Annotated in this window: 25 protein-coding genes; 17 read left to right on the forward strand and 8 right to left on the reverse strand. The window is 65.2% G+C overall.

Annotation, left to right across the window (positions count from 1 at the left end):
- Positions 1-40: 40 nt before the first annotated feature.
- The 7 genes from D5S18_RS12170 (at position 41) to D5S18_RS12200 (ending at position 7850) form a co-directional block, all read left to right on the forward strand.
- Entirely contained in the window at positions 41-646 is a 606-nt protein-coding gene (locus D5S18_RS12170; protein ID WP_120039988.1) for a DUF6764 family protein, read from the forward strand.
- A 186-nt stretch (positions 647-832) separates the two neighbouring features.
- Positions 833-2008 (forward strand): serine hydrolase domain-containing protein, encoded by a 1176-nt coding sequence (locus D5S18_RS12175; protein WP_120040673.1) that lies wholly within the window; start codon positions 833-835, stop codon positions 2006-2008.
- Between the two features lie 316 nt (positions 2009-2324).
- The gene (locus D5S18_RS12180; protein WP_120039990.1) at positions 2325-3248 is read left to right on the forward strand and encodes a L,D-transpeptidase; all 924 of its coding nucleotides are present in this window, start codon (positions 2325-2327) and stop codon (positions 3246-3248) included.
- Positions 3249-3585: 337 nt separating this feature from the next.
- A complete protein-coding gene (locus tag D5S18_RS12185) occupies positions 3586-4515 on the forward strand; it encodes a carbohydrate ABC transporter permease (protein ID WP_203236688.1) in 930 nt (309 codons plus the stop codon).
- Positions 4516-4601: 86 nt separating this feature from the next.
- Positions 4602-5393, forward strand: a complete 792-nt coding sequence (locus D5S18_RS12190) for a carbohydrate ABC transporter permease (protein WP_239003736.1) — start codon at positions 4602-4604, stop codon at positions 5391-5393.
- Between the two features lie 13 nt (positions 5394-5406).
- Positions 5407-6735, forward strand: coding sequence for an ABC transporter substrate-binding protein (locus D5S18_RS12195; RefSeq protein WP_120039996.1), 1329 nt, complete (start codon positions 5407-5409; stop codon positions 6733-6735).
- A gap of 35 nt (positions 6736-6770) precedes the next feature.
- The gene (locus D5S18_RS12200; RefSeq protein ID WP_120039998.1) at positions 6771-7850 is read left to right on the forward strand and encodes an ABC transporter ATP-binding protein; all 1080 of its coding nucleotides are present in this window, start codon (positions 6771-6773) and stop codon (positions 7848-7850) included.
- Between the two features lie 227 nt (positions 7851-8077).
- Here D5S18_RS12200 and D5S18_RS12205 read toward each other — a convergent pair whose 3' ends face one another.
- Positions 8078-10102 (reverse strand): M13 family metallopeptidase, encoded by a 2025-nt coding sequence (locus D5S18_RS12205; protein ID WP_439651115.1) that lies wholly within the window; start codon positions 10100-10102, stop codon positions 8078-8080.
- Between the two features lie 82 nt (positions 10103-10184).
- Positions 10185-10952, reverse strand: a complete 768-nt coding sequence (locus tag D5S18_RS12210; RefSeq protein WP_120040002.1) for a helix-turn-helix transcriptional regulator — start codon at positions 10950-10952, stop codon at positions 10185-10187.
- Positions 10953-10977: 25 nt separating this feature from the next.
- Between D5S18_RS12210 and D5S18_RS12215 the strand changes: the two genes are divergently transcribed.
- Complete coding sequence (locus D5S18_RS12215; protein WP_120040004.1) at positions 10978-12711, forward strand: recombinase family protein; 1734 nt, start codon at positions 10978-10980, stop codon at positions 12709-12711.
- Positions 12712-12722: 11 nt separating this feature from the next.
- Here the strand turns inward: D5S18_RS12215 and D5S18_RS12220 are convergent, their stop codons facing one another.
- Positions 12723-13064, reverse strand: a complete 342-nt coding sequence (locus D5S18_RS12220) for a hypothetical protein (protein WP_120040006.1) — start codon at positions 13062-13064, stop codon at positions 12723-12725.
- A gap of 826 nt (positions 13065-13890) precedes the next feature.
- Here D5S18_RS12220 and D5S18_RS12225 point away from each other — a divergent pair.
- Complete coding sequence (locus D5S18_RS12225; protein ID WP_120040007.1) at positions 13891-14199, forward strand: putative quinol monooxygenase; 309 nt, start codon at positions 13891-13893, stop codon at positions 14197-14199.
- 5 nt (positions 14200-14204) lie between these two features.
- Here the strand turns inward: D5S18_RS12225 and D5S18_RS12230 are convergent, their stop codons facing one another.
- Entirely contained in the window at positions 14205-15419 is a 1215-nt protein-coding gene (locus D5S18_RS12230) for a helix-turn-helix domain-containing protein (RefSeq protein WP_120040009.1), read from the reverse strand.
- 384 nt (positions 15420-15803) lie between these two features.
- Here D5S18_RS12230 and D5S18_RS12235 point away from each other — a divergent pair, with 384 nt between their 5' ends.
- The 7 genes from D5S18_RS12235 to D5S18_RS12270 all read left to right on the forward strand — a co-directional run bounded on the left by D5S18_RS12235 (position 15804) and on the right by D5S18_RS12270 (position 19128).
- Positions 15804-16097 (forward strand): hypothetical protein, encoded by a 294-nt coding sequence (locus D5S18_RS12235; RefSeq protein ID WP_147403939.1) that lies wholly within the window; start codon positions 15804-15806, stop codon positions 16095-16097.
- On the forward strand, positions 16094-16441 hold the full coding sequence (locus D5S18_RS12240; RefSeq protein ID WP_147403940.1) for a hypothetical protein: 348 nt from the start codon (positions 16094-16096) through the stop codon (positions 16439-16441). The genes D5S18_RS12235 and D5S18_RS12240 overlap by 4 nt, the downstream gene beginning before the upstream one ends.
- Entirely contained in the window at positions 16438-16740 is a 303-nt protein-coding gene (locus D5S18_RS12245) for a hypothetical protein (protein ID WP_120040014.1), read from the forward strand. The genes D5S18_RS12240 and D5S18_RS12245 overlap by 4 nt, the downstream gene beginning before the upstream one ends.
- Before the next feature lie 121 nt (positions 16741-16861).
- On the forward strand, positions 16862-17434 hold the full coding sequence (locus tag D5S18_RS12250) for a hypothetical protein (RefSeq protein ID WP_120040016.1): 573 nt from the start codon (positions 16862-16864) through the stop codon (positions 17432-17434).
- Between the two features lie 126 nt (positions 17435-17560).
- Positions 17561-18016 carry a hypothetical protein gene (locus D5S18_RS12255; RefSeq protein WP_120040018.1) on the forward strand — a complete coding sequence of 152 codons (456 nt, stop codon included), beginning with the start codon at positions 17561-17563 and terminating at the stop codon, positions 18014-18016.
- A 34-nt stretch (positions 18017-18050) separates the two neighbouring features.
- A complete protein-coding gene (locus D5S18_RS12260; RefSeq protein ID WP_120040020.1) occupies positions 18051-18362 on the forward strand; it encodes a hypothetical protein in 312 nt (103 codons plus the stop codon).
- A gap of 466 nt (positions 18363-18828) precedes the next feature.
- Complete coding sequence (locus D5S18_RS12270; protein WP_120040022.1) at positions 18829-19128, forward strand: putative quinol monooxygenase; 300 nt, start codon at positions 18829-18831, stop codon at positions 19126-19128.
- Positions 19129-19172: 44 nt separating this feature from the next.
- On the opposite strand, the gene D5S18_RS12275 is transcribed toward D5S18_RS12270, so the two are convergent.
- Positions 19173-19526, reverse strand: a complete 354-nt coding sequence (locus D5S18_RS12275; protein ID WP_120040025.1) for a DUF397 domain-containing protein — start codon at positions 19524-19526, stop codon at positions 19173-19175.
- A gap of 9 nt (positions 19527-19535) precedes the next feature.
- Complete coding sequence (locus D5S18_RS12280; RefSeq protein ID WP_120040027.1) at positions 19536-20387, reverse strand: helix-turn-helix domain-containing protein; 852 nt, start codon at positions 20385-20387, stop codon at positions 19536-19538.
- A gap of 187 nt (positions 20388-20574) precedes the next feature.
- Here D5S18_RS12280 and D5S18_RS12285 point away from each other — a divergent pair, with 187 nt between their 5' ends.
- The gene (locus D5S18_RS12285) at positions 20575-21174 is read left to right on the forward strand and encodes a hypothetical protein (protein WP_345789757.1); all 600 of its coding nucleotides are present in this window, start codon (positions 20575-20577) and stop codon (positions 21172-21174) included.
- Here the strand turns inward: D5S18_RS12285 and D5S18_RS12290 are convergent.
- A complete protein-coding gene (locus tag D5S18_RS12290; protein WP_120040029.1) occupies positions 21149-21709 on the reverse strand; it encodes a DUF4190 domain-containing protein in 561 nt (186 codons plus the stop codon). The two genes, D5S18_RS12285 and D5S18_RS12290, sit on opposite strands and share 26 nt — an antisense overlap.
- A 136-nt stretch (positions 21710-21845) precedes the next feature.
- A complete protein-coding gene (locus tag D5S18_RS35655) occupies positions 21846-22799 on the reverse strand; it encodes a pirin family protein (RefSeq protein ID WP_239003695.1) in 954 nt (317 codons plus the stop codon).
- Between the last annotated feature and the right edge of the window lie 123 nt (positions 22800-22922).

Below are 22922 nucleotides of genomic sequence, written 5' to 3' on the forward strand. Positions count from 1 at the left end.
CTGGGTAGGGTTGGTTGGCGAGGCGCGAGAGGAGTCCCGAATGAAACCGATCCAGGTGTTGTTGTGCTCCACCCTCGCGCTCGGATTATCGGTCGCCGCACCCGCGCTCGCCTCGGCCGCGGACCTGTACTGCGCCGCCGACGCGGGCACGGACATCACCCTGGTCAACGGACCCGCCGCGTGCCGAGCCAGGACGGATGCGCGCGGTCAGGCACGGGCGGCCGGCTATGACGGTGTCGGCTACGCCGAGGCAACCGAGGGCGCCTCGGCGCTCGGCATCGGGATCGCGGGCGGGCGCGGCGCCTCCGACGCGGCGGGCGGGATTCCCGTCGCCCTCGGTATCGGCCCCGACGCGGTGGCCACGACCTCGCTGACCGAGCCGGTCGCGGCGCCGCCGGGAGAGGCGGTATCGCCCAGCGGGCCGAGGCCCATCGAAATACCGGTCACCCCTTCACCTTTCGCCATCACCATCGCCTTCGGCGGTTCGTACGCCATGGTTTCGGCGACCGAGCGCGCGGTAACCTGCCTCGGCGCGGGCGCCCTCGCCTGGGATGCGGGCACCGGACGCGCCTGTCTGGCCACACCTTTCGGCATCTGGCAGCGGACGAGCCCGACCGACGAGGCGCGGGTCGCGTCGCAGCACTGAGGCGAACTCGCCGGGCCGCGCATCGATCCCGCTAATTTGTCGCTATCGACAAGTGGGGAGTACTCGGGCGCTACTCTGAGATTCCACCCCGCAGGGGACCCCCGATCAGGAGGTGCAGCCATGGTCGCCGCCCTTCAACCCTCGGATTCCGCCGAATTCCGTGCGACGCCGCCCGCGCCGCGGGAGATGCTGGTCGATCCGCGCTTCATCCGCCTGGCCGACCACTTCTTCGGCACCTTCACCCAGCGCAGTCGGGGCGGCGGCGCGCTCGCCGTCTACCTCGATGGTCGCCCCGTGGTCGATATCTGGGCGGGGTGGGCGGCCAGGGATCGCCGCTGGTCGGGCGAGAATGTGACGCTGACCTTCTCCACCGGGAAGGGTGTGGCCTCCACGGTGGTGCACCGTTTGGCCGAGCGCGGCCTGCTCTCCTACGACCTGCCCGTCGCCGAGTACTGGCCGGAGTTCGCCGCGCACGGCAAGGCCGAGATCACGGTGCGCGATGTGCTGGCGCACCGGGCCGGGCTGCATCGGGTGCGCGGGCTGGTGCCGGGCCGCGAAGGCATCCTCGACTATGACGCGGTGGTGGCCGCGCTGGCCGACAGCCCGGCCGATCCGCGCCGGGTCCGGTCCTCGGGCTACCACGCGATCACCTTCGGCTGGTTGGTCGCCGAGATCGTGCAGCGGGTGACGGGGGAGTCGTTCACCGAAGTGGTGGCGCGGGAGATCGCCGCGCCACTGGGTACACCCGAGTTCTGGTTCCGGGTGCCACCTGCGGAGCGGTATCGGATCGCCAAGATCTTCCCGCACCTGAGTCCGCCGGGAATCCGCTGGAATACCGCGTCATCGGTGCTGTCCTGGGTGCGTCCCGCGCGCGGACTCGCCGAGGCGGGTATGCCGGAGAGTTTCGACGAACTGGTGCGCGACCCGCGGGTGCACGACGCGGTCATGCCCGGCTGGAACGGGGTCTTCTCGGCGCGGGCGCTGGCGCGCATGTACGGTGCGCTGGCCAATGGCGGTCGCATCGATGACCTGCGCTTCCTGCGTCCGGAGACACTGGAGCAAATGGGTCGGGTGCAGCCCTGCGAGGGCCGCGACTATGTGCTCGGCCTGCCGCTGCGCTTCACCCTCGGCTATCACCGCCCCGTGCTCATGTCCAAGCAGCAGCCGCGAAAAGCGTTCGGCCATTACGGAATCGGCGGTTCGGGCGCCTATGCCGATCCGGAGACCGGTATGGCGATCGCCTTCGTCACCAATCGACTCGGCAATGCCGCCACCGCACTCGGCGATGCCAGGCTGGCCCGATTGGCCGCTATCGCCCAGCACACGGTGCGCCGGATCAAGCGACTCGACCCCGCGGACTGAGCACATACGAGTGATTTACCTCACCAATATGTTTCGGTGCGCGGCAATAGCCAGAGGCCGCACCGGCGCCCGTCCTCCGGCACGCACCGCCTTGACCGGCGAGTATCGCGAATCACGATGCCCCGCAAGGCGATAGTGGCACATCGCACACCGAACGGTCGGCCCGTATCAAGGGCGAATGGCGCTGGATTCCTGTCGGTCCCGGACGGTAGGAATGACGCAGGGTCGGGCCGTCAAAATCCGCGGGGCGCTTCGAGCAGGCCCCGTACCAGGGAAAAATCTGCAGTTCTCGCGCGCGCGTGCGGAGCGGGATGGAATGGACGAGAAACCTATGCGTATCGCCGCGAACAACAGAACGAAGTCGCTCTCCTCAGGGGATCGGCGGCTATCGCGCCGGCTGCGGCAGGGCCTGTTGTTAACCGCGGCCGTCACCGCCGCGGGCGCGGTCGTCAGCGCCCCCGCTCAGGCCGATATCGGTCTGCCGGGCCTGTTCGGCTCCGGATCGGCGGGCACCGCGCCCCAGGCGCCGCAGGGGCCGAATTTCGCGCCCCCGTCGATCAATATCGCCGACGGCGACACCGTGGGCGTGGCCCAGCCGATCGTCATCAACTTCAAGGAGCCGGTGGCCGATCACGCCGCGGCCGAGAAGTTCATCAAGGTCACCTCGTCGAAAAAGGCTCCGGGCCACTTCTATTGGCGCGGCGATCAGCAGGTTCGCTGGCGGCCCAATGAGTTCTGGCCGGACAACACCGATGTCAAGGTCGAGGCGGGCGGTACGGTCAGCAGCTTCCGCATCGGCGACGCGGTGGTCTCCACCGCCGACGACACCACCCACGAGATGACCATCACCCGCAATGGCGAGGTGGTCAAGACCATGCCCATCTCCATGGGCAAGACCAAGCACGAAACCCCCAACGGCACGTATTACATCGGCGAGCAGTTGCGCAAGATGATCATGGACTCCTCCACCTACGGCGTCCCGGTCAGCGCTCCGGAGGGTTACAAGGTCGAAGTCGAATACGCCTCGCGCATGTCCAACAGCGGCATCTTCGTGCACGCGGCCCCGTGGTCGGTGGCCCAGCAGGGCAACTCCAATGCCAGCCACGGCTGCCTGAATGTCAGCACCGAGAATGCCAAGTGGTTCTTCGACAACGTGCACCGGGGCGACCCGGTGGTCGTGCAGAACACCAAGGGCGGCACGCTCAGCACCAGCGACGGCCTCGGCGACTGGAACGACTGACACCCCAAGCCCGACCCCGAGCCCGCCAGCTCGGAGAAGTTCATACGCAGTTGGCCGATTGGTCCGCCGATTTCCCATACGGCGGATCAATTGTCCGTTTACGCTCCCGAAAGGCCGTAGCGCTCCGGCGAGGCCTGAGCACGACAAGTGATTTCGGGAGAATATGGGAAACTCGTCGGGTGCGCCCACCGCTGGGCAACCCAGTGCATCGTCTGCCGGCTACGACAAGGCATCCGACGAGGGGGGCGGAAACGCGGGCGCCATGGCGTCCGGAAAGTTCAGCGTGTCGGCGCTTTTCGTTAACCGATCGTTTGCTCGCATCCGTAGAGTCTCCGCCGTGCGAACTAGTCCGGAACGAGTCCTGCCCCAGCAACAGGGGCGTGGTCTGCGCAATCGACCCTGGTCGGACTACGCGCTGTTCCTGATTCTCGTGGTGCCGAACCTGGTGCTGCTCGGTCTGTTCGTCTATCGGCCGCTGCTGGACAACATTCGACTCTCGTTCACCGACTGGAATATGTCGGACCCGTTCGTGAACTACGTCGGACTCGACAACTACATCGAATGGTTCGGACGCGCCGACACCTGGCAGATTGTCGGCAACACCGTCATCTTCACCGTGGCCGCCGTCGTCGGCAGCATGGTGCTCGGCCTGGTGCTCGCACTGCTGCTCGATCGAAAACTGCGGGGCCGCAACCTGGTCCGTTCGGCCATCTTCGCGCCGTTCGTCATCTCCGGCGCGGCCATCGGCGTCGCCTTCCAGTTCATCTTCGATCCGAGCTTCGGCCTGGTGCAGGATGTGCTGCATCGACTGGGCGTGAGCCAGGCGCCCGACTTCTACCAGGATCCGCACTGGGCGCTGTTCATGGTGACCGTCACCTACATCTGGAAAAACCTCGGCTACAGCTTCGTCATCTATCTGGCCGCGCTGCAAGGAGTTCGGACCGAACTGCTCGAGGCCGCCGAGATCGATCGCGCGAGCCGCTGGACCACCTTCCGCCGAGTGCTGCTGCCACAACTGCGCCCCACCACGTTCTTCCTGTCCATCACCGTGCTGCTCAACTCGCTGCAGGTCTTCGACATCATCAATGTGATGACCAGGGGCGGACCGATCGGCACCGGCACCACAACCATGGTCTATCAGGTGTATCTGGAATCGTTCCGCAATTTCCGCGCGGGCTACGGCGCGACGGTGGCCACCATCATGTTCGTGGTGCTGCTCGTTGTCACCCTGGTCCAGGTTCGCATCATGGATCGGAGCGAGCAGTGAGCACCCTGACAGTGAAATTCACAGGCCAACAGGCGATTTCGTACCGAAACCAGCAGAGGCTGGTGACCGCGCTCGGCTACGCCGCCATGGTGTGCGTACTGATCATCGTCGGCGTCCCGCTGTTCTGGATCCTGATCACCTCGTTCAAGGCGCGCCCCGATATCTACACCCAGCCCGCGGTCTACTGGCCGCACAGCTGGCATCCGGAGAACTACAAGGAGGCGACGACGACCCTGCCGTTCGCCACCTTCCTGCGCAACTCCGTCATCATCACCGGGGTCATCTCCCTGGTGAAATTCGTGCTCGGCGTGCTCAGCGCCTACGGGCTGGTCTTCCTGCGCTTTCCGGGCAAGAACCTGCTGTTCCTGGCGATCATCGCGGCGCTCATGGTGCCCAACCAGATCACCGTCATCTCCAACTACGCGCTGGTGGCCCAGCTCGGTTGGCGAAATACCCTGCAGGGCATCATCGTTCCGCTCTGCGGCGTCTCCTTCGGCACCTTCCTCATGCGCAACCACTTCCTGTCGCTGCCCTCGGAGGTGATCGAGGCCGCCCGAATGGACGGCGCGAACTGGTGGCGACTGCTCACCAGGGTGGTGCTGCCCATGTCCGGACCGACCATGGTCGCCTTCGCCGTGGTCACCCTGGTCAACGAATGGAACGAATACCTCTGGCCGTTCCTGATGGCCGACGACTCGCGGGTGGCCACCCTGCCGGTCGGCCTGACTCTGCTGCAGAACACCGAGAACCCGAGCGTCACCAATTGGGGGCCGGTGATGGCGGGCACGCTGCTGACCATGCTGCCCATCCTCATCGTCTTCCTCGTCCTGCAACGACACATGATCAAGGGCCTCACCTCCGGTGCGGTCAAGGGATAACAGGAGAAACCACGTGTCCAGTTCCAAATTTCCGACGCTGTCGCGGCGCGGGTTCATCGGCATCGCGGGCGCGGCCGCCGCGGGCGTCGCGCTCACCGCGTGCGCGGGTGGCGGCGGTGGCTCCAAACAGGGCGGCGACGCCAACACCATCAACTTCTGGTCCAACCACCCCGGCACCTCCAAAGACCAGGAACTCGAGCTGATCAGCCGCTTCCAGGCCAAATTCCCGGACCTGAAGGTGAAGCTGATCGACGCGGGCCGCAACTACGAGGAGGTCGCGCAGAAGTTCAATGCCGCGCTCTCCGGCGGCGACCTGCCCGACGTCGTCGTGCTCTCCGATGTCTGGTGGTTCAACTACGCGCTGACCGGCGCCATCGAACCCCTCGACGGACACTTCGGCGACGCGGGCGTCAAACTCGACGACTACGTCGACTCGCTGGCCTCGGACTACCTGTTCAACGGCAAGCACTACGCCCTGCCGTACTCCCGCTCGACCCCGCTGTTCTACTACAACAAGGATGTCTGGGCCAAGGCCGGACTGCCCGACCGCGGCCCCAACAGCTGGCAGGAATTCGACGAGTGGGGTCCCAAACTCCAATCCGTCGTCGGCGACGGCAAATTCGCGCACGGCTGGGGTGACGCCAAGAACTACCTGGCCTGGACCTTCCAGGGTCCGAACTGGACCTTCGGCGGCGCCTACTCCGACCAGTGGAAGCTGAAGTTCAACGATCCGGGCACCATCGCCGCCGGAAACTACTTGCGCGACAGCATCAACGTCAAGAAGTACGCGGCCATCCGCCCCGCCATCGCCACCGATTTCGGCACCGGCGTCATCGCCTCCACCATCGCCTCCACCGGTGATCTGAAGGGCATCAAGGCCAACGCCGACGGCAAACTCGCCTTCGGCACCGCCAACCTGCCGCACCCGAGCGGACCCGGCGTCACCACCGGCGGCGCCGGCCTGGCCATTCCGGCGCGCATCTCCGATCAGCGAAAAGTGAACGCGCTCAAGTTCATCGAATTCCTCACCAATCCGGAAAGCACCGCCTACTTCTCCCAGGCCACCGGATACATGCCGGTGCGCAAATCCGCGGTGAGCAATCCGAGCGAGGTCGAATTCCTCGCCAAGAACCCGAACGCCAAGGTCGCCATCGACCAGTTGCCGCTGACCAAATCCCAGGACTACGCCCGCGTCTTCCTGCCCAACGGCGACCAGATCATCGGCACCGGACTCGAGCAGATCGGCCTGCAGAACAAGGACGTGGCCTCGGTCTTCGCCGATGTCACCGGTCAGCTCCAGCAGATCTACGACCGGCAGATCGCGCCCAAACTGCCCAAGTAAGCACCACCAACCCAGTACGAGGAGACCGGATCAGCATGGCGACAGTGCAGTTCGAGGGTGTTACGCACCTGTACCCCAGTGCGCCCACCCCCGCCGTCGACAAGCTGGACCTCGATATCGCCGACGGGGAGTTCATCGTCCTCGTCGGCCCCTCGGGGTGCGGTAAATCGACCAGCCTGCGCATGCTGGCCGGACTCGAATCGGTGGAATCCGGGCGCATCCTGATCGGCGGCACGGATGTCACCGGACTGCCGCCGCGCGCCCGCGATGTGGCCATGGTCTTCCAGAGCTACGCGCTCTACCCGAACATGACCGTCGCGGAGAATATGGGCTTCGCGCTGCGCAACGCGGGAATGAACAAGGCCGACACCATGACTCGGGTCCACGAGGCGGCGCGAATGCTCGAACTCGAACCGCTGCTGGAACGCAAACCGGCCAAACTCTCCGGCGGGCAGCGTCAGCGCGTGGCCATGGGCCGCGCCATCGTGCGCAGGCCGCAGGTGTTCTGCATGGACGAACCGCTGTCCAACCTGGACGCCAAACTCCGGGTCAGCACCCGCTCACAGATCGCGGGCCTGCAGAAGCGGCTGGGCACCACCACCGTCTACGTCACCCACGATCAGGTCGAGGCCATGACCATGGGTGACCGGGTCGCGGTGCTGAAAGACGGTTTGCTGCAACAGATCGCCGCGCCGCGCGAACTCTACGACGACCCGGTCAACACCTTCGTCGCCGGATTCATCGGCTCACCGGGGATGAACCTGCTCGAGGCCCCGGTGCGCGACGGCGCGGCCGAACTGGGCGAGCTGCGGATCCCGCTGCCCACCGGACTCGCGGCGGGCGCGCGGATCATCGTCGGCATCCGACCCGAATCCTGGGAGGTGACCACCGAGGACACGGGCCTGGCGGTGGACGCCGAACTGCTCGAGGAACTGGGCGCGGAATCCTTCGTCTACAGCCACGGGGTCACCGAGCAGTGGACCAGCCGCACCGGCAGAGTGGTGGCACGGGTGGACCGCCGCTTCCGGGTGGCGCTCGGCGACCGACTTCGGTTGCGGCCCAAGCTCGACGAGGTGTTCTTCTTCGACGCGGTCACCGAGGAACGCCTCCGCTGAATCCCCCGCCGGGGACCGGTCGTCCCCGGCGGTATTTGATTCGCGGCCTCCCGGTGGCCTGCGTGGTGACACTTCGTTACCGCCTCCGGCCCCGGCGCTCGGGGTGTCTGATCTGCGGCCGAGCGACAGGGCCTACGTGGTGACACTTCGTTACCGCCTCCGGCCCCGGCGCTCGGCCGCGGTGCGATGGGCGCCCGCCCCAGGGCGGCGGGCGCTCATCTGTGCGACTACCAGATCTTCACGCGCTCAGCGGGATCCAGATACAGCGCATCACCGGGTGTCACCTCGAACGCCTCGTGGAACGAATCGAGGTTGCGCACCACACCATTGCAGCGGAACTCCGGCGGCGAGTGCGGATCCACCGCCAAACGGCGAATCGCCTCCTCGGTGCGAGCCTTGGTGCGCCAGACCTGCGCCCAACCGAAGAACACCCGTTGCAATCCGGTCAGGCCGTCGAGGACCGGGGAATCGGCATCGCCGAGCGAAATCCGGTACGCCGCCAGGGCGATCGAGAGCCCGCCGAGATCGCCGATATTCTCCCCGATCGTGAACTCGCCATTGACGTGATGCTCATCGGAGAGCGACTTGGGCGAGAACTCGCTGTACTGGGCGATCAAAGCCCCGGTGCGCTTGCCGAATTCGGAGCGATCGGCATCGGTCCACCAGTCGACCATATTGCCGTCGCCATCGTATTTCGCGCCCTGATCATCGAATCCGTGACCGATCTCGTGCCCGATCACCGCGCCGATCCCGCCGTAGTTGGCGGCATCGTCGGCGTGCATATCGAAGAACGGCGGCCGCAGGATCGCGGCGGGGAAGACGATCTCGTTCATGCCGGGGTTGTAGTAGGCGTTGACCGTCTGCGGGGTCATGAACCACTCGTCGCGATCCACCGGGCCGCCCAACTTGGCGAACTGCCGATCGTGTTCGGCCGCATGACCATTGCGATAGTTGCCGACCAGGTCGCCCGCATCGATGCGGACGGCCGAATAGTCGCGCCACTTGTCGGGGTAGCCGATCTTCGGGGTGAACTTGCCCAGCTTCGTCAGCGCCGCGGCCCTGGTGTCCGCGCCCATCCACTCCAGATCCGCGATATTGCGGCGGTATGCCTCCTGCAGATTGGCCACCAACTCCACCATGCGGGCCTTGGCCTCCGGCGGAAAGTGCTCGGCCACATACAGTTTGCCGACGGCCTCGCCGAGCAGATCCTCGACCAGGCCGACACCGCGCTTCCAGCGCTCCCGATTCTCCTGCGCGCCGGTGAGGGTGCGGCCGTAGAAGTCGAAGTTGGCCTCCACCAGTTCATCGGTGAGGTAGGGGGCGCGGGCGCGCAGCACGCGCGCCGCCGCCCACGCCTTCCAGTCGTCGAGGGATTCGCTCGCCCACGCCTGACTGAAGGCGCGCACGTAATCCGGTTGGCGGACCACTATTTCGGCGAAGAGTTCCGGACCGGTGCGATCGAGACCCTCGGCGAGTGCGGAAGTCCAAGCTGTCCAGTCGAATTCGGGATTCTCGGCGCTCAGGTCGGCGAAAGTGGTGAGGTTGTAGGTCAATTCGGCGTCGCGGCGGCGCACCACATCCATGTGCCCCGCGGCGAGTTTGCACTCCAGTTCGAGGATGCGCGCGCCGACCGTGTCCACATCCTGCGGCAGCAACTCGGCGATGCCCGGATAGCCCGCGGCCGAGCGGAACAGACCCGTCAGGTAGTCCAGGTATTTGGCCCGGATCTCGGCGTATTCGTCCTGGCGGTAGTAGCTCTCGTCGGGCAGGCCGATACCGGACTGCGGGACGTGCACCAGGTAGCGGCTGGAATCCTTGTCGTCGGTATCGACATAGAAACCGAGCGCGCCGCCGATCCCGGTGCGCTGCAAGCGCCCGAGCAGTGCGGCGAACTCTGAACGATCGGTGATCGCGGCGAGCTGCGCCAACTCCGCCCGGATCGGCTCCAGACCCGCGGCGGCGACCGCCTCGGTATCCATGAAACTGGCGTACAGGTCGCCGATCTTGCGGGCGTCCGCATCGGTCTCGCCCCGCGCCCCCGCCTGCTGGATGATCCGCTGCACATCCAGTTCGGCCTGGTCGTAGATGGCGCGAAACGCACCGTCGACCGCCCGGTCGGCCGGAATCTCATAGGTGTCCAACCACTTGCCGTTCACATGCGCGAACAGGTCGTCCTGCGCCCTGATGCGCTCGTCGCGGTGGGACAGGTCGATACCGGAGGGCCTGATCAGCTCGGAAGTCACGCAGTCCAGTATGCCGACCCGCCTCGACCCCCACCCCGTGTTCCCAGCCACCGGCGGGACGGAAACCGGTCGGATGGCCAGGAGGCTCGGTTCATGGATGCTCCGTTTCTTGGAGCACGGGGTCCGGGGCAGAGTTCGCGTGCGATGGGCGTCCGGCTGTGAGTGCGCAGAGAAGTTGAAGGTTCGCCGCGGCGGCGGATCCGGTGGGGGCGCTGTAGATCATCATCGTCATATCGGGGTCGTCGGGAGCGCGCATGGCCACATAGTCGAGGGCGAGCTCGCCGATCTGCGGGTGGCGGAATCGTTTGCGGCCCCTGGTTTTCGCGTGCACGGTGTGGGAGGCCCACAGGCGACGGAAATCGCTGCTGGCCAGGGAAAGTTCACCGACGAGACCGGCCAGTCGCGGATCGTCGGGGCGGCCCGCGTCGAAACGCAGGTTCGCCACGGTGTCACGGGCCTTGGTCTCCCAGTCCGGGTAAAGGTCGCGAGATGCTTCGTCGAGGAAGACCAGGCGGGCCATATTGCGCTCGGCCGCCGCGAGTGTCGGAAAGTCGGCGATCAGCAGGCGGGCCTGCTCGTTCCAGGCCAGCACATCGAGCCGCCTGCCGATGATGTAGGCCGGAACGGACGACAGCGCGTCCAGGGCCTGCCGCAGTTCCGACCCGACCTGCTGCGGTCGGCTCGGTCGCTTCCGCGCCGCGGCGGGTTTGGCGAGGTTGTGCAGGTGAGCGCGTTCATCGGCATCGAGTCGCAAGGCACGGGCGACGGCATCGAGCACCTCCGGCGAGACATTGCGGGCGCGACCTTGCTCCAGGCGCTTGTAGTAGTCGACGCTGACCCCGGGCGAGACGTTAAATATACACTACATCCCTATTGTGGTTGTCATGAAACGGACCGTAGCCCGCAAGGAACCTGCCTGGTTGGTGGAGATCAACGCCGTGTTGGCCGATGCGGTGGTTGATATGGACCCGTCGCACTGGGTGTACGGGTATGTGCGTATCTCTCGGGATGAGAAGGATCGCGCCGAGGGGGTACAGCTCCAGGCCAAGAACGAGGTCGCCTACGCGGCCCGCACAGGGCTGGCGCTGGCGCGGATCCTCTGCGACAACGATCTGTCGGGGGCGGACGCGGACCGTCCGGCGTTGCGGGAAGGACTGGCATTGGTGGCTTCCGGCCCGTCGAAGATCATCCTTGCCCGCGATGTGGCGCGGTTGACTCGTGATTACGACCTGGGCAACGAATTGATGAAGCTCGGACGCGACAAGGGGGTGCGGTATGTGTTCATGAAGGACAGCGAATACGACCTGGCCACCGGTGCGGGGCGGAAGAACTTCATGGTGAAGGTCGCCGAAGCGGCGGAGTATCGGGAGACCAACACCGAGAACCTGTTGGACCGGATGAGCGAGGAAGCCGCGAAGGGGGTCATGCAGGGTGGTTCACGCCGATTCGGGTACGGGAAAGTCGTTGGTACGCACCCGATCACCGGTGAGGACATCCTCGACCGGTACGCGCTGCGCGCCGAGGAGGTGGCGGTGCTGCACGAGGGCCGCGACCGGACGATCAACGGCGAGAGCCAGACCACGATCATCACCGACTGGAACAAGCGCGGGATCACCACGTCCAAGGGTGGGCAGTGGAGGGTGGGCAAACTGGCCGATCAGTTGTTGCTGGAGGCGTACGTGGCCTACGACCTGGGAGAACATGCCGACGTGAACGGGCAGCGCTGCGAATGCTTGAACAACCCGGAGGGCAACGGTATCCGGGTGCACGAACGTACCGGTACCCGGCACCGCGCGCAGTGGCCCGCCGTGTTCACCCGCGCCGAGCACGACGCGATGCGGGTCGCGCTCTCGGCGCACCGGCGCGCGAAGGACCCGGATCGTCCGCGTCAACGCAACGGGGAATACGAACTGACCGGGTTGGTCGAGTGCGGCGGCGTGTGGCCCGAGGGCAGTGAACGGGCCGGGCGGAAGTGCGGGAACTGGATGGTGGGCGCGATGCTGCAACGGAAGCGCAAGGACGACACGATCAACGTGCAGCGCCGGTATGTGTGCCGGGCGAAGGACGCGACGAAGGTGGTGTGCGGGTGCGGGAAGGTGTTCCGCGACGCGGGCGCGGTGGAGATGTACGTGGCACAGCAGGTCATCGCCGCTCACGAGAACCCGCAGATCCTGGCGCGTCTGGATCGGGGGAACGATAACGCCGAGCGTATCGCGCAGCTACAGCAGCGGATCGAGACCGCGGCCGGGAATCTGGACGCCGAGACCGATCGACGGACCGAGGTGTTGAGCGGGGCGCGGGACCAGGACGACCTGCGGGTCCTGGAACGCACCATCGCGGGACTGAAGAAGACACTGAAAGACCTTCGCGGCGAACAGGACTCACTGCGCGGTGCGCAAGCCCTCGCAGCGCTGGCCGACATCGGGTCCACGCCGGGAGAGTTGCGCAAGGCATGGGACACGAAGGGATCGCGGTGGCGACACGAGGCGACCGCGCGGCTGATCGAGAAGGTCGTCATCAAACCTGCCCGCGTCTACGCGGCGAAGTGGGTGGACCAGAACGGCAAGACATGGCGGTTCGACAACTCGAGCGTCGAGATCATCTGGCGCGAGCTGTGATCCGGGTCGTCTCATGCCGCCTCGTCGGCGTCGAGGGTGTTCAGCGCGTTGCGCAGGAACAGCGCGAGCGACTCGATCACAGCCGGGTTCTCGATACCCGCCGGCAGGCCCTGCCGAAGACGGCTCTCGGCCACCAGGCGGCGGGTCTGCTCACTGGTCGGCCCCACCCACATACGTCCCTTGGCGTCCGCCGCGTCGCGGGCAGCGGCGTTCGCGGGCGCAGGGGGTCCGCACGTGCCGAACACGGTCCGATCGGCGGTGTCATCGCCGCCGCTGTCGGAATTCGGAGTGTCGGCCGCGACCGTCTCCACGTGGGTGTCGGACCGGCGGATTCCGGTGGGATATCGCGTCATCAATGCACCTCCGAGTGAATACCAAGCGTTCGGTGTGCTCTCGGTGGAGAACGCTCGAGGTATGGATTTCGGACACCTGTGTACTGCTGGCGGCACCCTCTGATTTCGACACTCACGCATCATGAATTTGCCGTCGCGACCACTCCCGTCAGGGCGCTACAGTCCCTGTCGCCGTTCCTGTTTAGGGGACCCTCTCTGGCGTTTGTGTCGCATGAAGTGCTTCCCGAATACGCCGGAAAGGGGCAATGGCGCTAGTTCGTGTCGGCCGGGTGCGGATGCATTCGATATGGCATCGTCCACTCGCTTTCAGGGTCGGCTTCGGTCGAGAATTTCTCGAGCTGGTAACGGACCCGTTGTGACGTGTCGACGCTCGGTCGTGGCGTGGCGTGGTGTTGCGTGTGGTTTTCGGTGTGGTCGTCGGTGTCTCGTTCCCTGTGGCGATCAGGCCGCTACACCCGGAGGTGGCCGGATCGCCTGGTCGCGGCCATGTTCTCGCGCGTCGCGTCGTCCAGGGTCATACCCCGGCAGGGATATATTCGCGAAGGGCCGGGTGTGGGGTGAGGGTCCGGCGCGGTGGCGACGACGCGATTACCGGACAAGTCTGTTGCAGCGACCACCTCGCGGCGGTGCACATCGCTATAGTGCTCCTGCTTTTCACCGCTCGAACATGGCTGTGCCGCAGATATTTAACGGTGTCGGCTGACTTGATGCGCTGTGCACAGGGTTCCCTCGCGAGCGGCGGTCATCCTGCGAACGGCAGGGGTAGGGTGTGACAGATGCAGCGTGCGCCCGAGTTTCGGGTGGTGTCGACACCGAAGGGGCTCCGATGTTCGCGCTAGTTGTCCGGTTCGATCTGATCGATGCCGAGAAGGCGATCGCTTTCGACAAATTGGTCGCCGAAACGGTAGCCGCGATTCGTGAATCCGAACCGGGCACATTGGTTTACGCGACCCATGTGGTCGAGGATGAGCCGCTGGCGCGGGTGTTCTATGAGGTGTACGCCGACCAGGCGGCGCATCGGACGCACGAACAGCAGCCGCACACGCGCCGGTTCCTCGATGAACGCCACCTGTACACGGCGGGCGTCAGGGTCGAGTTCCTGACACCCTCGGCGGAGAAAGGGCTTCCCGCCTGAGAGGTTCACACCGCCCTGGTGATGCCGCACCAAGCGGCGAACCCGGCTACGGTGTCGGTTCGGCGGGCTTCGGCGCGGGCAAGGGCGCGGATGGTTTCGTGCACCATCGGGTTGTAGCGGGTCTGTGCGGGCGCGATGGTTCGCGCTGCGGCGAGTGCATCGAATGCGCTGGTCCGATCGCCATTCAATAGGTACGCGCGCGATACGTCGATCCAATGCATACCGACGCGCTCCTTGGGCATGTCGGCCGGAATCACGAGTGCCGATGCCCGGTTCAACGCCTCGATAGCGTCCAGACCTTCAACCGCTAGCGCGACTGACCAGATACCGACATTGGTGGGGCCGAATGTCAGGATGGGGTCGAGGCCATCGGCTCCCAGTCGATTGGCGGACTCCCTGGCCTCGGCCAAATGCGCGTCGGCCAGACTGCGGCGACCGGACCGTGCGGCAGCGAGCCCGGATTGCAGGTGCAACCCACCCCAGCTGACAAGGTCCCCGCGATGTCCGGCCACCAACCGCGATTCGATACTTGCCCTACAGCTTTCGAGGTATTTCAACGCCGCGTTCCAGTTACCTCCGGAGGTGAGTATCGCGGCGCGCTGAAACTGGCTGGCCGCCATCCACACCTGGTGGCCGGATTCGTTCGCGGCCCACGCCATTCGTTCGATCGCGATGGTCGCGAGGTCGGCGAATCCGAGTTTGTGCGCGAGACTGTGGGAGCTGTAGTACAGCTCGCACAGCATGACGAACGCTCGATCGCGTTCAACGCCCGTACTGCGATGAACCGCAGCCCGAACCTCGGGCAGCAGCGTCGGCAGTTGCGCACCGAGCTTCTGGAATGACGCATTTCGTCGAGCGCGCCCGATGTCGGCGACATCGAGTTCGATCTCAGCCAGCGGGCGAATAGTTGTCACCGTTTCGTCCGGGTCGAGATCATATGCGGCGAGTTCGGCGCGAACCGCGCCGATAGCGGTATATGCCTCGGTATCACGACCGGCGGCGGGCGGGTACGGCTGCCCGGTCAGATCGGCGACCGAACAGTGCAGCGCCTTCGAGACGGCTGCCAGGAATGCGGGAGTCGCGGGCACCCGGCCCTGTTCGACTTGCCTTACCAAGCTGGCGGAAAGGTTTGACCGGTCAGCCAGTTGCGGCTGAGTCAGTCCGTTCAGCTTGCGGCGCTCGGCGACACGGGCTCCAACACCACGGCGATCCTCGGTCATGGCTCATTGTCGCCCGAATCGTATTGCGGGAGTAACAAGTTTCTTGTTAGTTCGCCATTCGATACCGGACTGTTGACCACCTGCAAAAGCTGCCAAGAGTTTTGTTAGTTCATGGCTGAACAATGCGCCAACCTTTCCGGTCAAGCACCCGTTCTCTAGTGATCAGGATCACCCCGGCAGGTATCGACCCAGCAGCGCGACCGGCCGATGCCAAACAGCACTGCCGCTCGACGGCGGGGCCGCCGAATTCGTGGCGTACGACCAGAAAGGGGCTCGACTTTGAATGGCGATTTGAAGACCCCGCAAATTGGACCACCGCACGGCGGCAACGCGACCACCGCCGGCGGCGGCGGGCCGCAGGCAGTCGGGTTCGTACGAACTCGAGTGTCGGGGTCGCACGCGCCCAGGCACGCGGTCGAAGTGCAGCGCCACGCGCTGTCGCTGGGGTATCAGTACGTCTACACCGTGCGACCCCCGCAGGATGCTCCCGATCCGATCGGATACGCCCTGGGCATAGCGGCGGGGCTGAATGTGGCCGCGATAGTGGTCTATGACCTCGCACAGGTGGACGATCAACCGGCGCGGGTATGCGAAGACTTCGATCTGGAAACTGTTTGCCCCGCAACAACATGGGCGAAGGTCGCGCGACCGGCACCGGCCGAGGCGGGTGCGCCGTGATCGGCGACACCACGATCGTGACACCGCCCCTCGTCTGTGGGTACGCCGATGTGGAGTTGGCCCACGAGCAGATGCGCACCCATCGCGCGTGCCGGATCGTCCGGTGCGCGTGGAAAGCGGCGGCGTACTACACGTTGGTGGCTGCGGGAAGACTCACGCCGCAGTCGTTGACCCCGCGCGAGCGGGCGGCGGCACGGGGAATCGAGTTCCCGCCGCTGGACAGCGACCCGCCCAACAGCGGCGGACCGACGTATCGAACGCTGCGTGAAGTACTCGACAAACTGTCGGAATTGGCGCTTCCGACTTCGGGGGCGGATGGCAACGGCCATCCCGAGAACCCTTGACGGACGCGACCGAAAGCGCCGGGACGAGCGAACATCGCACCGAGGTGGACGGTTGGCAGGCGGTCTGGCAGCTCGACCATCACTGCATTCGAATGATGTTGGTAGGCAAGGTTTCCGATGCAACCCCGCTGATGTCGGTCGCAGTCCCGACCGCTGCGCCCGACCTGGCGCAGATGCGTGAGCGGTTCCCGAAACTGTCGCGGCTGTGGGAGGCGGTGCGGCATGAGTACTGGGCGGAATTCCTTACACCCCAATATCATTCGCGCGCCCGAATGTCGGGCAGCTCCGAAGGTCGATAGGCCGTAGGTCGCCACCGAACCGCCCTGTCCCGCACACACCTCGGGATAAGGCGGTTCTCCGGTCTCCAACCCGAATGAAAGGCGGGAATGTGAGGAACATCGATGAAGGGCGACGTGTGCGATGAGCCTGCCGACCGGCGATGAGTACGGCCGTGGTCGTGACCGCTGGGCCGAAGACGACTGGGTTACCCGATTCCTGGTGGACTGGACGCCGGAATGGGGCGTGCTGGTCTACCACAGAGACGACGCCGGGCGAAGCTACCCATCGGCCGTCTACGGGCCATATTCGGAGGACGAAGCGCGCACACTGGTCGAACAGCCGAACTTCTACATCAAACCGCCTGGTGACCAGTACCAGACCGGCCGTCGATTGATTCCTTGGCGGCCGGGCAAGCCAAAGCCCTACCGGCCCGGACTGATGACCGACGATTCGGACAAGGACTTACGTCTGCTGACGATCGGCCGAGCCCGTCTCGGCCATCACGCTCTGGTCCGCGCGGTCGTATCGAACCATGATCGGCCGGAGCTTCCGGGTGCCAACCCCGCCTCCGGGGTGAGGCGTTCGCATCTGCCACAAGAGGTCGTTGGTGCTCACCGCTTCATCGGTTCGGTCGACTCACTTTCGAAATACCTTAGGCTGCATCGGATTCGGCGGGAAGTTCCCGGTATTCGACTACACCACGACAAAATGTGATGTAGATCACATATTGGAACGGTGACTGGAACACCCGCGTCCAAGTAGGCGAATGAAAAACCCTATCCCAGAATACAACTCAACAGTCGCCGATGGCACATACATCGCAACACTCGGGGGAAGACCATGAATCACACGAAACTCGCCACCGCTGCCTTGATCGCAGCGACGATTGCCGCCGTCATCAGTTCCGCGCCAACAGCTTCCGCGCAGCAAGTGTGGGGAGCGTGCGGTATCAGCACTCCTGAAGACAAAGTTGTTGCAAACTACAGCAAAGCGCGGTTGACCTGCGGTAATACCGGCTACGGATTCCGGCACATCCAAACCAAGCACGGCGAGGAGTGGCAAGGGCTGGCAGCGATCGAAAACCGCAACTGGCGCGACATCGCCGACATGGCGATCAGCAAATCGTTGGATACCCCCGACCTCGTTGTCCCGCAAGGCGCTAGAACCTGTTACTCAGGGCAGATATACTTGGTCAACCACGTCAACGGGCAGATCGCGAAAACCGTCGAACCCACAGTCATCGTCGATAACGGCATCATCGTCACTGCATTCCCTGGAGGTAAATGTCGTGCCTAGCTCGCACCCCACCACAGCCGAGCTGACACAATCGGTGATCGCGGCAGGCCGCGAATGGCAGGTGGAGATCTCGTCGTCGGATCAGGGCTTGCGGATCACCGGCCGCAGCGGCAAACAGCTTGATGTGCCGATCGAGTTCGCGGTCACGGGCGATGACCTGTACGCCTACTACGTCGAAGTAGGTAAGTCCCGGCTCTATCCCGAAGACCAGAAATGGCAACAGTGGCAATCGCTGATGTCCACCCATTTGTTGGAAGCGCTGCACGAACTCGATCGGCATGAGGCGCCTTGCGTCATCACCGTCGGCACGACGGGGTTCACCGCAACACCCCGGCAGCTCAACTAACGCAATCACCCTGGTGTGAGTCATAAACGTTTCTGTCCCACACCAGGGCCAATCTGGCCGGATCGGTCGCGGATTTCGTCATACGCACCTGACCGATGCATACGGGGAAATGGGATCTTCTTCCCGCGCAGTTTGGTAGTGCTTAACCGATATGTCACCCCGGCCAAGAGGGCGAGTTCCTCGCGCCGCAATCCCGGAACCCGCCGTTGACCCCCGAAACCGGTGGTGCCGATGTCCTCGGGTCGCAGCTGCGCTCGGCGAGCCTTGAGGAATTCGCTGAGCTGTCGAGGACGATCCATACCGCCCAGCCTCCCAGATCACCCGCCTCGTCTGCCTGGTCCTATCGGACCCAGGCAGGAGCGATCCGGGTCGATCGGAGCACTGGGTGCGACAGTTTCGCGGCGACACCATGGACATCGTTCGCAACACCGAACGTCACCACCAATTCCGATCAGGAGCCAGTCGAATGTCGAATACCTTGACCGTCATCGCCGAATTCACCGCCAAGCCCGGACAGGAACAGCGTCTGCTGGACGAGTTGACGGCGATGATCGCCCCCTCCCTGGCCGAGGACGGTTGCCTCGCCTATCAACCGTATTCGCACCCGACCCACCCGGATCGGGTCATCCTCGTGGAAGAGTGGATCGATGCCGCGGCATTGGAGCACCACTTCGCGCTCCCGCATTTCCAGCACGTGGCCGCGGTCCTGGAAGGAATCCTCGCCCAGCCCTTCACGCTGCGCCGCCTGAACGAAATCCGGGCGTGACGGTGAAAGCCGCGGCGTGAGAACGTAATTCGGTCGGAACCTCCTCAGATCACTCGGGATATCCGATCGAATTCGCCTGCCAGCGCGCCCGCGACGAATGCGGTCCATTCGGCCGGAGTGAAGATGAGGGCGGTGGGGCCGTGGCGGAGCGTGATGCGGCCGTCGGAGCGGGCGCGGGCGTGCAGGCGGTGCGGGTCGCCCGCGAGATGGCGCAGGAATGCGGTCCATTCGTGGTCCGAGACGACGATGATGGGTTCGTCGGCCGGGCGGTTGGTCGGATCCCGGCGGTATTTGCTGTCCCGGATGAGCACCGCGGCTCCGTCGAACCTGACCTCTACGCACTGGTTTCCATTATTGGAACGAGACGAGGTGAACCAGCCGGTCGCGGTGGTGGCCATGCGCGGATTTTACAAGCGGGCATTTCTCCTGATCAGCGCCAATGTCTCGGTACGCGTCAAGGATTGTTCCAGTGCGCGCAGGTACGCGAAGCCCAGATCCCGCACCCGATCCGGGTCGTCCACCGACCCACCGAACACCGCGCCCTCGGACCAACCGAATGTCGGCAAACGCTCGCCAGCGAAGTCGATCAGGTGAAAACTCGAGCCGCCGAGGGTCGCACCGGCCTGCGCGTCGAACGGGATGACCCGCACCTCGATGTGCTCGTGCGTCTCGATCAATTCGGCCAACCGCTCCAACTGCCCGCGCAGCACCTTCGGCCCGCCGGTCTGCTGCAGCAGGGTGGCCTCGCCGATCACCGCGGTCAACTCCACCGGATCCGCGCCGCGCAACCGCTCCTGCCGCCGCATCCTGATGGCCACCAACTGATCCACCTGCACCGGGCGAATCATGACATCGGCGCTGATCAAAGCCCGTGCGTAGGACTCGGTTTGCAGCAATCCCGGCACCACCAGGCTGTCGTAGCTGCGAATGCTCTGCGCGCCGTGCTCCATGCCGTAGAGCCGCTGCAATTCCGGACCGATGAGCGCCGAGGACTTGGCCCACCAGCCGCGCTGCTTACTCGCCTCGAGCAGGGCGAGCAGTTCGGCGGACTCCTCCCGGTCCACCTCGAGCAGTTGCAGCACCGGGCCGATGGTGGTGGAGGTCAGCACGCGGCGCCCCTTCTCCACATGCGACCAGTTGGCCGGGGTGAAGCCGACGCGTCGGGCGAAGGTCGCCGAATCGAAACCGCGGGCCTCCCGCAATTCCCGCAGCCGCAGCACCAGCTCCCAGCGCGCGACGGTGGGTGAAACAGGTGCCATTGGGGGGATGCTACGCCCGGTTGGTCGGTAGGGGGTTCTCAGCGAGAAATCGGGACAACATCGCAGGTAGAACGCGTTTGACACCGGTGTGTGACTATTGTCATGCCCGGTCTGTCCGGCTAGGGTTCGTGTCGCGGTCGGTTCCTCACTTACGCACGCCTCACCCGACACGAGACGAGGTTCGCCCATGAGCACGTCCCGCACCGAAGGCAGCAGCACGCACGACCCGGAGAGCGAACTTCCCATCTCGGACGGCGAACTTCCTCTTTCGGACGGCGATTTTCCTACGGGTAGCGATACCGAATCGGACAGCCCGGCCGCGACATTCGACTATCTGGCCGTGCACGATGCGCTGGCCCGCTGCCGCCGCTATCGCAAGGAGTTCGGCCTCTACGCCATAGTCGATCCGGTGCTGGGGCGCATCCTGCTCGAGGTCGGCGCGGTCGGGGCCGTCGTCATGCCCGCCGGACTCGGCGAGCGGGTCCGCGATCGACTGGATCCGGCGGGGCCGATCATCGCCCACCCGCGCTCGCGGCGCTGGACCTTCCTGACCGGTCCGGCCGACCAATCCTGCCTGGACAGCGCCCTATTCGCCGAACTATTCCGGGTGTGCGCCTCGGTGGCGCTGCCCGGCACCAGGGTGGTGCTGCCCTCACCGACCGATGAGCGCGGCGGCTACCGCAACTGGGTGGTGGCGCCCGAAGCCGACCGGCGACCGACGCAGGCGGCGGTCATCGCCGCCACCCGATACTGCGCCGACGCTAGCGGGGCGCGGGCGTCAAAGTGACGCTGTAGCGGTTCTCCAGGGTGGTGCCCCAATCGTCCTGGCACTGCTGAATTTTCGCCTGGTCGTTATCGGCCTTGTTGACGCAGTCGACGAAATCCTTCGCACCGGAATTGATGTAGAGGTGGTAGAAGACCACCGTGAGGGCGATCGCGCCGATCAGACCGAGCCCACCGGTGATCAATCCGGCGATGGCCATACCGCGTCCGCCCGCATCGGCCTTGGTGATCGCGATGAACCCGAAGATCAGCGCGAGGACGCCGAACAGATAGCCGCCCGGCACACCGACGACGGTGACGGTGCAGATGATCGCGAGGATGCCCAGCACAAGCGCGGTGATGGCCAGACCCTTGTTCTGCGGCGGCCGCCCATAATGCGGGAACTGCCCCGGACCCGAATACTGACCGGGACCCGGATACGGACCCGGATACTGGCCGGGCGGCGGGTACTGACCCGGCGGCGGGAATTGCCCTGGCTGCGGGTACCGACCCGGCTGCGGTTGCGGCTGCCCCTGGTCATCGGGCGGGTACTGGGACATAGGGGGAGTTCCTCTCGATCGCTGCCGCCCCGGACGCGCACACCGGTCCGCCGACCGGACCTACGGCGCGGGGACGGAACGCGCCTGATCGACCATGGCTTGATCTGTCTCGAAACCGATCGTAACCACGCGGGGGCTATTGAGCGCCGAGCCGCGCGTGCATCTCCCACACCAGGATCTCCGAGGGACGACGCGCGCGGATCCGCTGACCGCCCGATCTGGTGAGGCGGACCGCGTCGCCCTCGTAGAGCGCGCCGACACCCTCCATCTCCACCTCGCCGCGCGCGACGAACAAATGCAGATAGGGCGCGTCGGGAAGTTCGATCACCTCCGCGATCGATCGACCGCGTCCCGCGGCCGAAGGCGCACCGGTCGCCGAATCGGCAACCGCCTCGACCGAATTCATGCCCGCCGCGGTCGAATCGACACCACCGGTGGTCGATTCGACACCGCCGATGATCAATCCGGTGCCGCCCCCGGCCAATTCCACCGCCCCGGTAGCCGAATCGACACCGCCCGAACCCATTCGGGCCACATGGAACGCCGAATGGCTGCTGGCTATCGCGATGGCGGTGCGATCGCGATAGCGGGGCAGACCGGAGGCCACCGTCACCAGAGCGCCTGCGGCCAACTGGTCGTCGATCTCCAGTTGCTGGTAGCCGGGAGTGCGCCCGGACTCGTCCGGCACCACCCACATCTGGACGAAATGCACCGGCTCGTCGTGGGCGGGTGCGCCGGACATGTGCCAGGAATCGTTCTTCTCCGAATGCAGAATGCCCGTGCCCGCGCTCATCCGCTGCGCCAACCCCGGATAGATGACCCCGCTGTGCCCCAGCGAATCCTGATGCACCAGCGAACCCGTCAGCACCCACGTGACGATCTCCATATCGCGGTGCGGATGGGTTTCGAAGCCCTGACCCGGCGCGACGACGTCCTCGTTGTTGACCAGCAGCAGGCCGTGATGGGTGTTGTCCGGGTCGTAGTGCTCGCCGAAGGAGAAGGAGTGCTTCGAATCCAGCCAGGAGACCCTGGTTTTCATCCGATCGCCCCCACGGTGCACATCGATGTGCGGTGTCGTGAGTGTGGACATCGGGTCCTCCTCTCCGGACCGTGCACCGAGCGCCGCTCGGGGTGGGAGCGGCAGTGAACATTGTCCCGCACCCGGCATTTTACGCGAGCGACCTGTGGGTGAACGCGAGGCGAGCAGTACCGA

The sequence above is a fragment of the Nocardia panacis genome (assembly GCF_003598715.1).
Taxonomy (GTDB): Bacteria; Actinomycetota; Actinomycetes; order Mycobacteriales; family Mycobacteriaceae; genus Nocardia; species Nocardia panacis.

What these genes read in the sequence shown, in the direction of transcription:
- D5S18_RS12275 (WP_120040025.1), bottom strand. Translation starts at nt 19,526, where the DNA reads ATGGCCACCACCGCGACCGGCTGGTTCACCTCGTCTCGTTCCAATAAT.
- D5S18_RS12270 (WP_120040022.1), top strand. Translation starts at nt 18,829, where the DNA reads ATGTCGAATACCTTGACCGTCATCGCCGAATTCACCGCCAAGCCCGGA.
- D5S18_RS12215 (WP_120040004.1), top strand. Translation starts at nt 10,978, where the DNA reads ATGAAACGGACCGTAGCCCGCAAGGAACCTGCCTGGTTGGTGGAGATC.
- D5S18_RS12200 (WP_120039998.1), top strand. Translation starts at nt 6,771, where the DNA reads ATGGCGACAGTGCAGTTCGAGGGTGTTACGCACCTGTACCCCAGTGCG.
- D5S18_RS12170 (WP_120039988.1), top strand. Translation starts at nt 41, where the DNA reads ATGAAACCGATCCAGGTGTTGTTGTGCTCCACCCTCGCGCTCGGATTA.
- D5S18_RS35655 (WP_239003695.1), bottom strand. Translation starts at nt 22,799, where the DNA reads ATGTCCACACTCACGACACCGCACATCGATGTGCACCGTGGGGGCGAT.
- D5S18_RS12225 (WP_120040007.1), top strand. Translation starts at nt 13,891, where the DNA reads ATGTTCGCGCTAGTTGTCCGGTTCGATCTGATCGATGCCGAGAAGGCG.
- D5S18_RS12280 (WP_120040027.1), bottom strand. Translation starts at nt 20,387, where the DNA reads ATGGCACCTGTTTCACCCACCGTCGCGCGCTGGGAGCTGGTGCTGCGG.
- D5S18_RS12285 (WP_345789757.1), top strand. Translation starts at nt 20,575, where the DNA reads ATGAGCACGTCCCGCACCGAAGGCAGCAGCACGCACGACCCGGAGAGC.
- D5S18_RS12180 (WP_120039990.1), top strand. Translation starts at nt 2,325, where the DNA reads ATGGACGAGAAACCTATGCGTATCGCCGCGAACAACAGAACGAAGTCG.
- D5S18_RS12190 (WP_239003736.1), top strand. Translation starts at nt 4,602, where the DNA reads ATGGTGTGCGTACTGATCATCGTCGGCGTCCCGCTGTTCTGGATCCTG.
- D5S18_RS12255 (WP_120040018.1), top strand. Translation starts at nt 17,561, where the DNA reads ATGAATCACACGAAACTCGCCACCGCTGCCTTGATCGCAGCGACGATT.
- D5S18_RS12175 (WP_120040673.1), top strand. Translation starts at nt 833, where the DNA reads ATGCTGGTCGATCCGCGCTTCATCCGCCTGGCCGACCACTTCTTCGGC.
- D5S18_RS12230 (WP_120040009.1), bottom strand. Translation starts at nt 15,419, where the DNA reads ATGACCGAGGATCGCCGTGGTGTTGGAGCCCGTGTCGCCGAGCGCCGC.
- D5S18_RS12250 (WP_120040016.1), top strand. Translation starts at nt 16,862, where the DNA reads ATGAGCCTGCCGACCGGCGATGAGTACGGCCGTGGTCGTGACCGCTGG.
- D5S18_RS12220 (WP_120040006.1), bottom strand. Translation starts at nt 13,064, where the DNA reads ATGACGCGATATCCCACCGGAATCCGCCGGTCCGACACCCACGTGGAG.
- D5S18_RS12290 (WP_120040029.1), bottom strand. Translation starts at nt 21,709, where the DNA reads ATGTCCCAGTACCCGCCCGATGACCAGGGGCAGCCGCAACCGCAGCCG.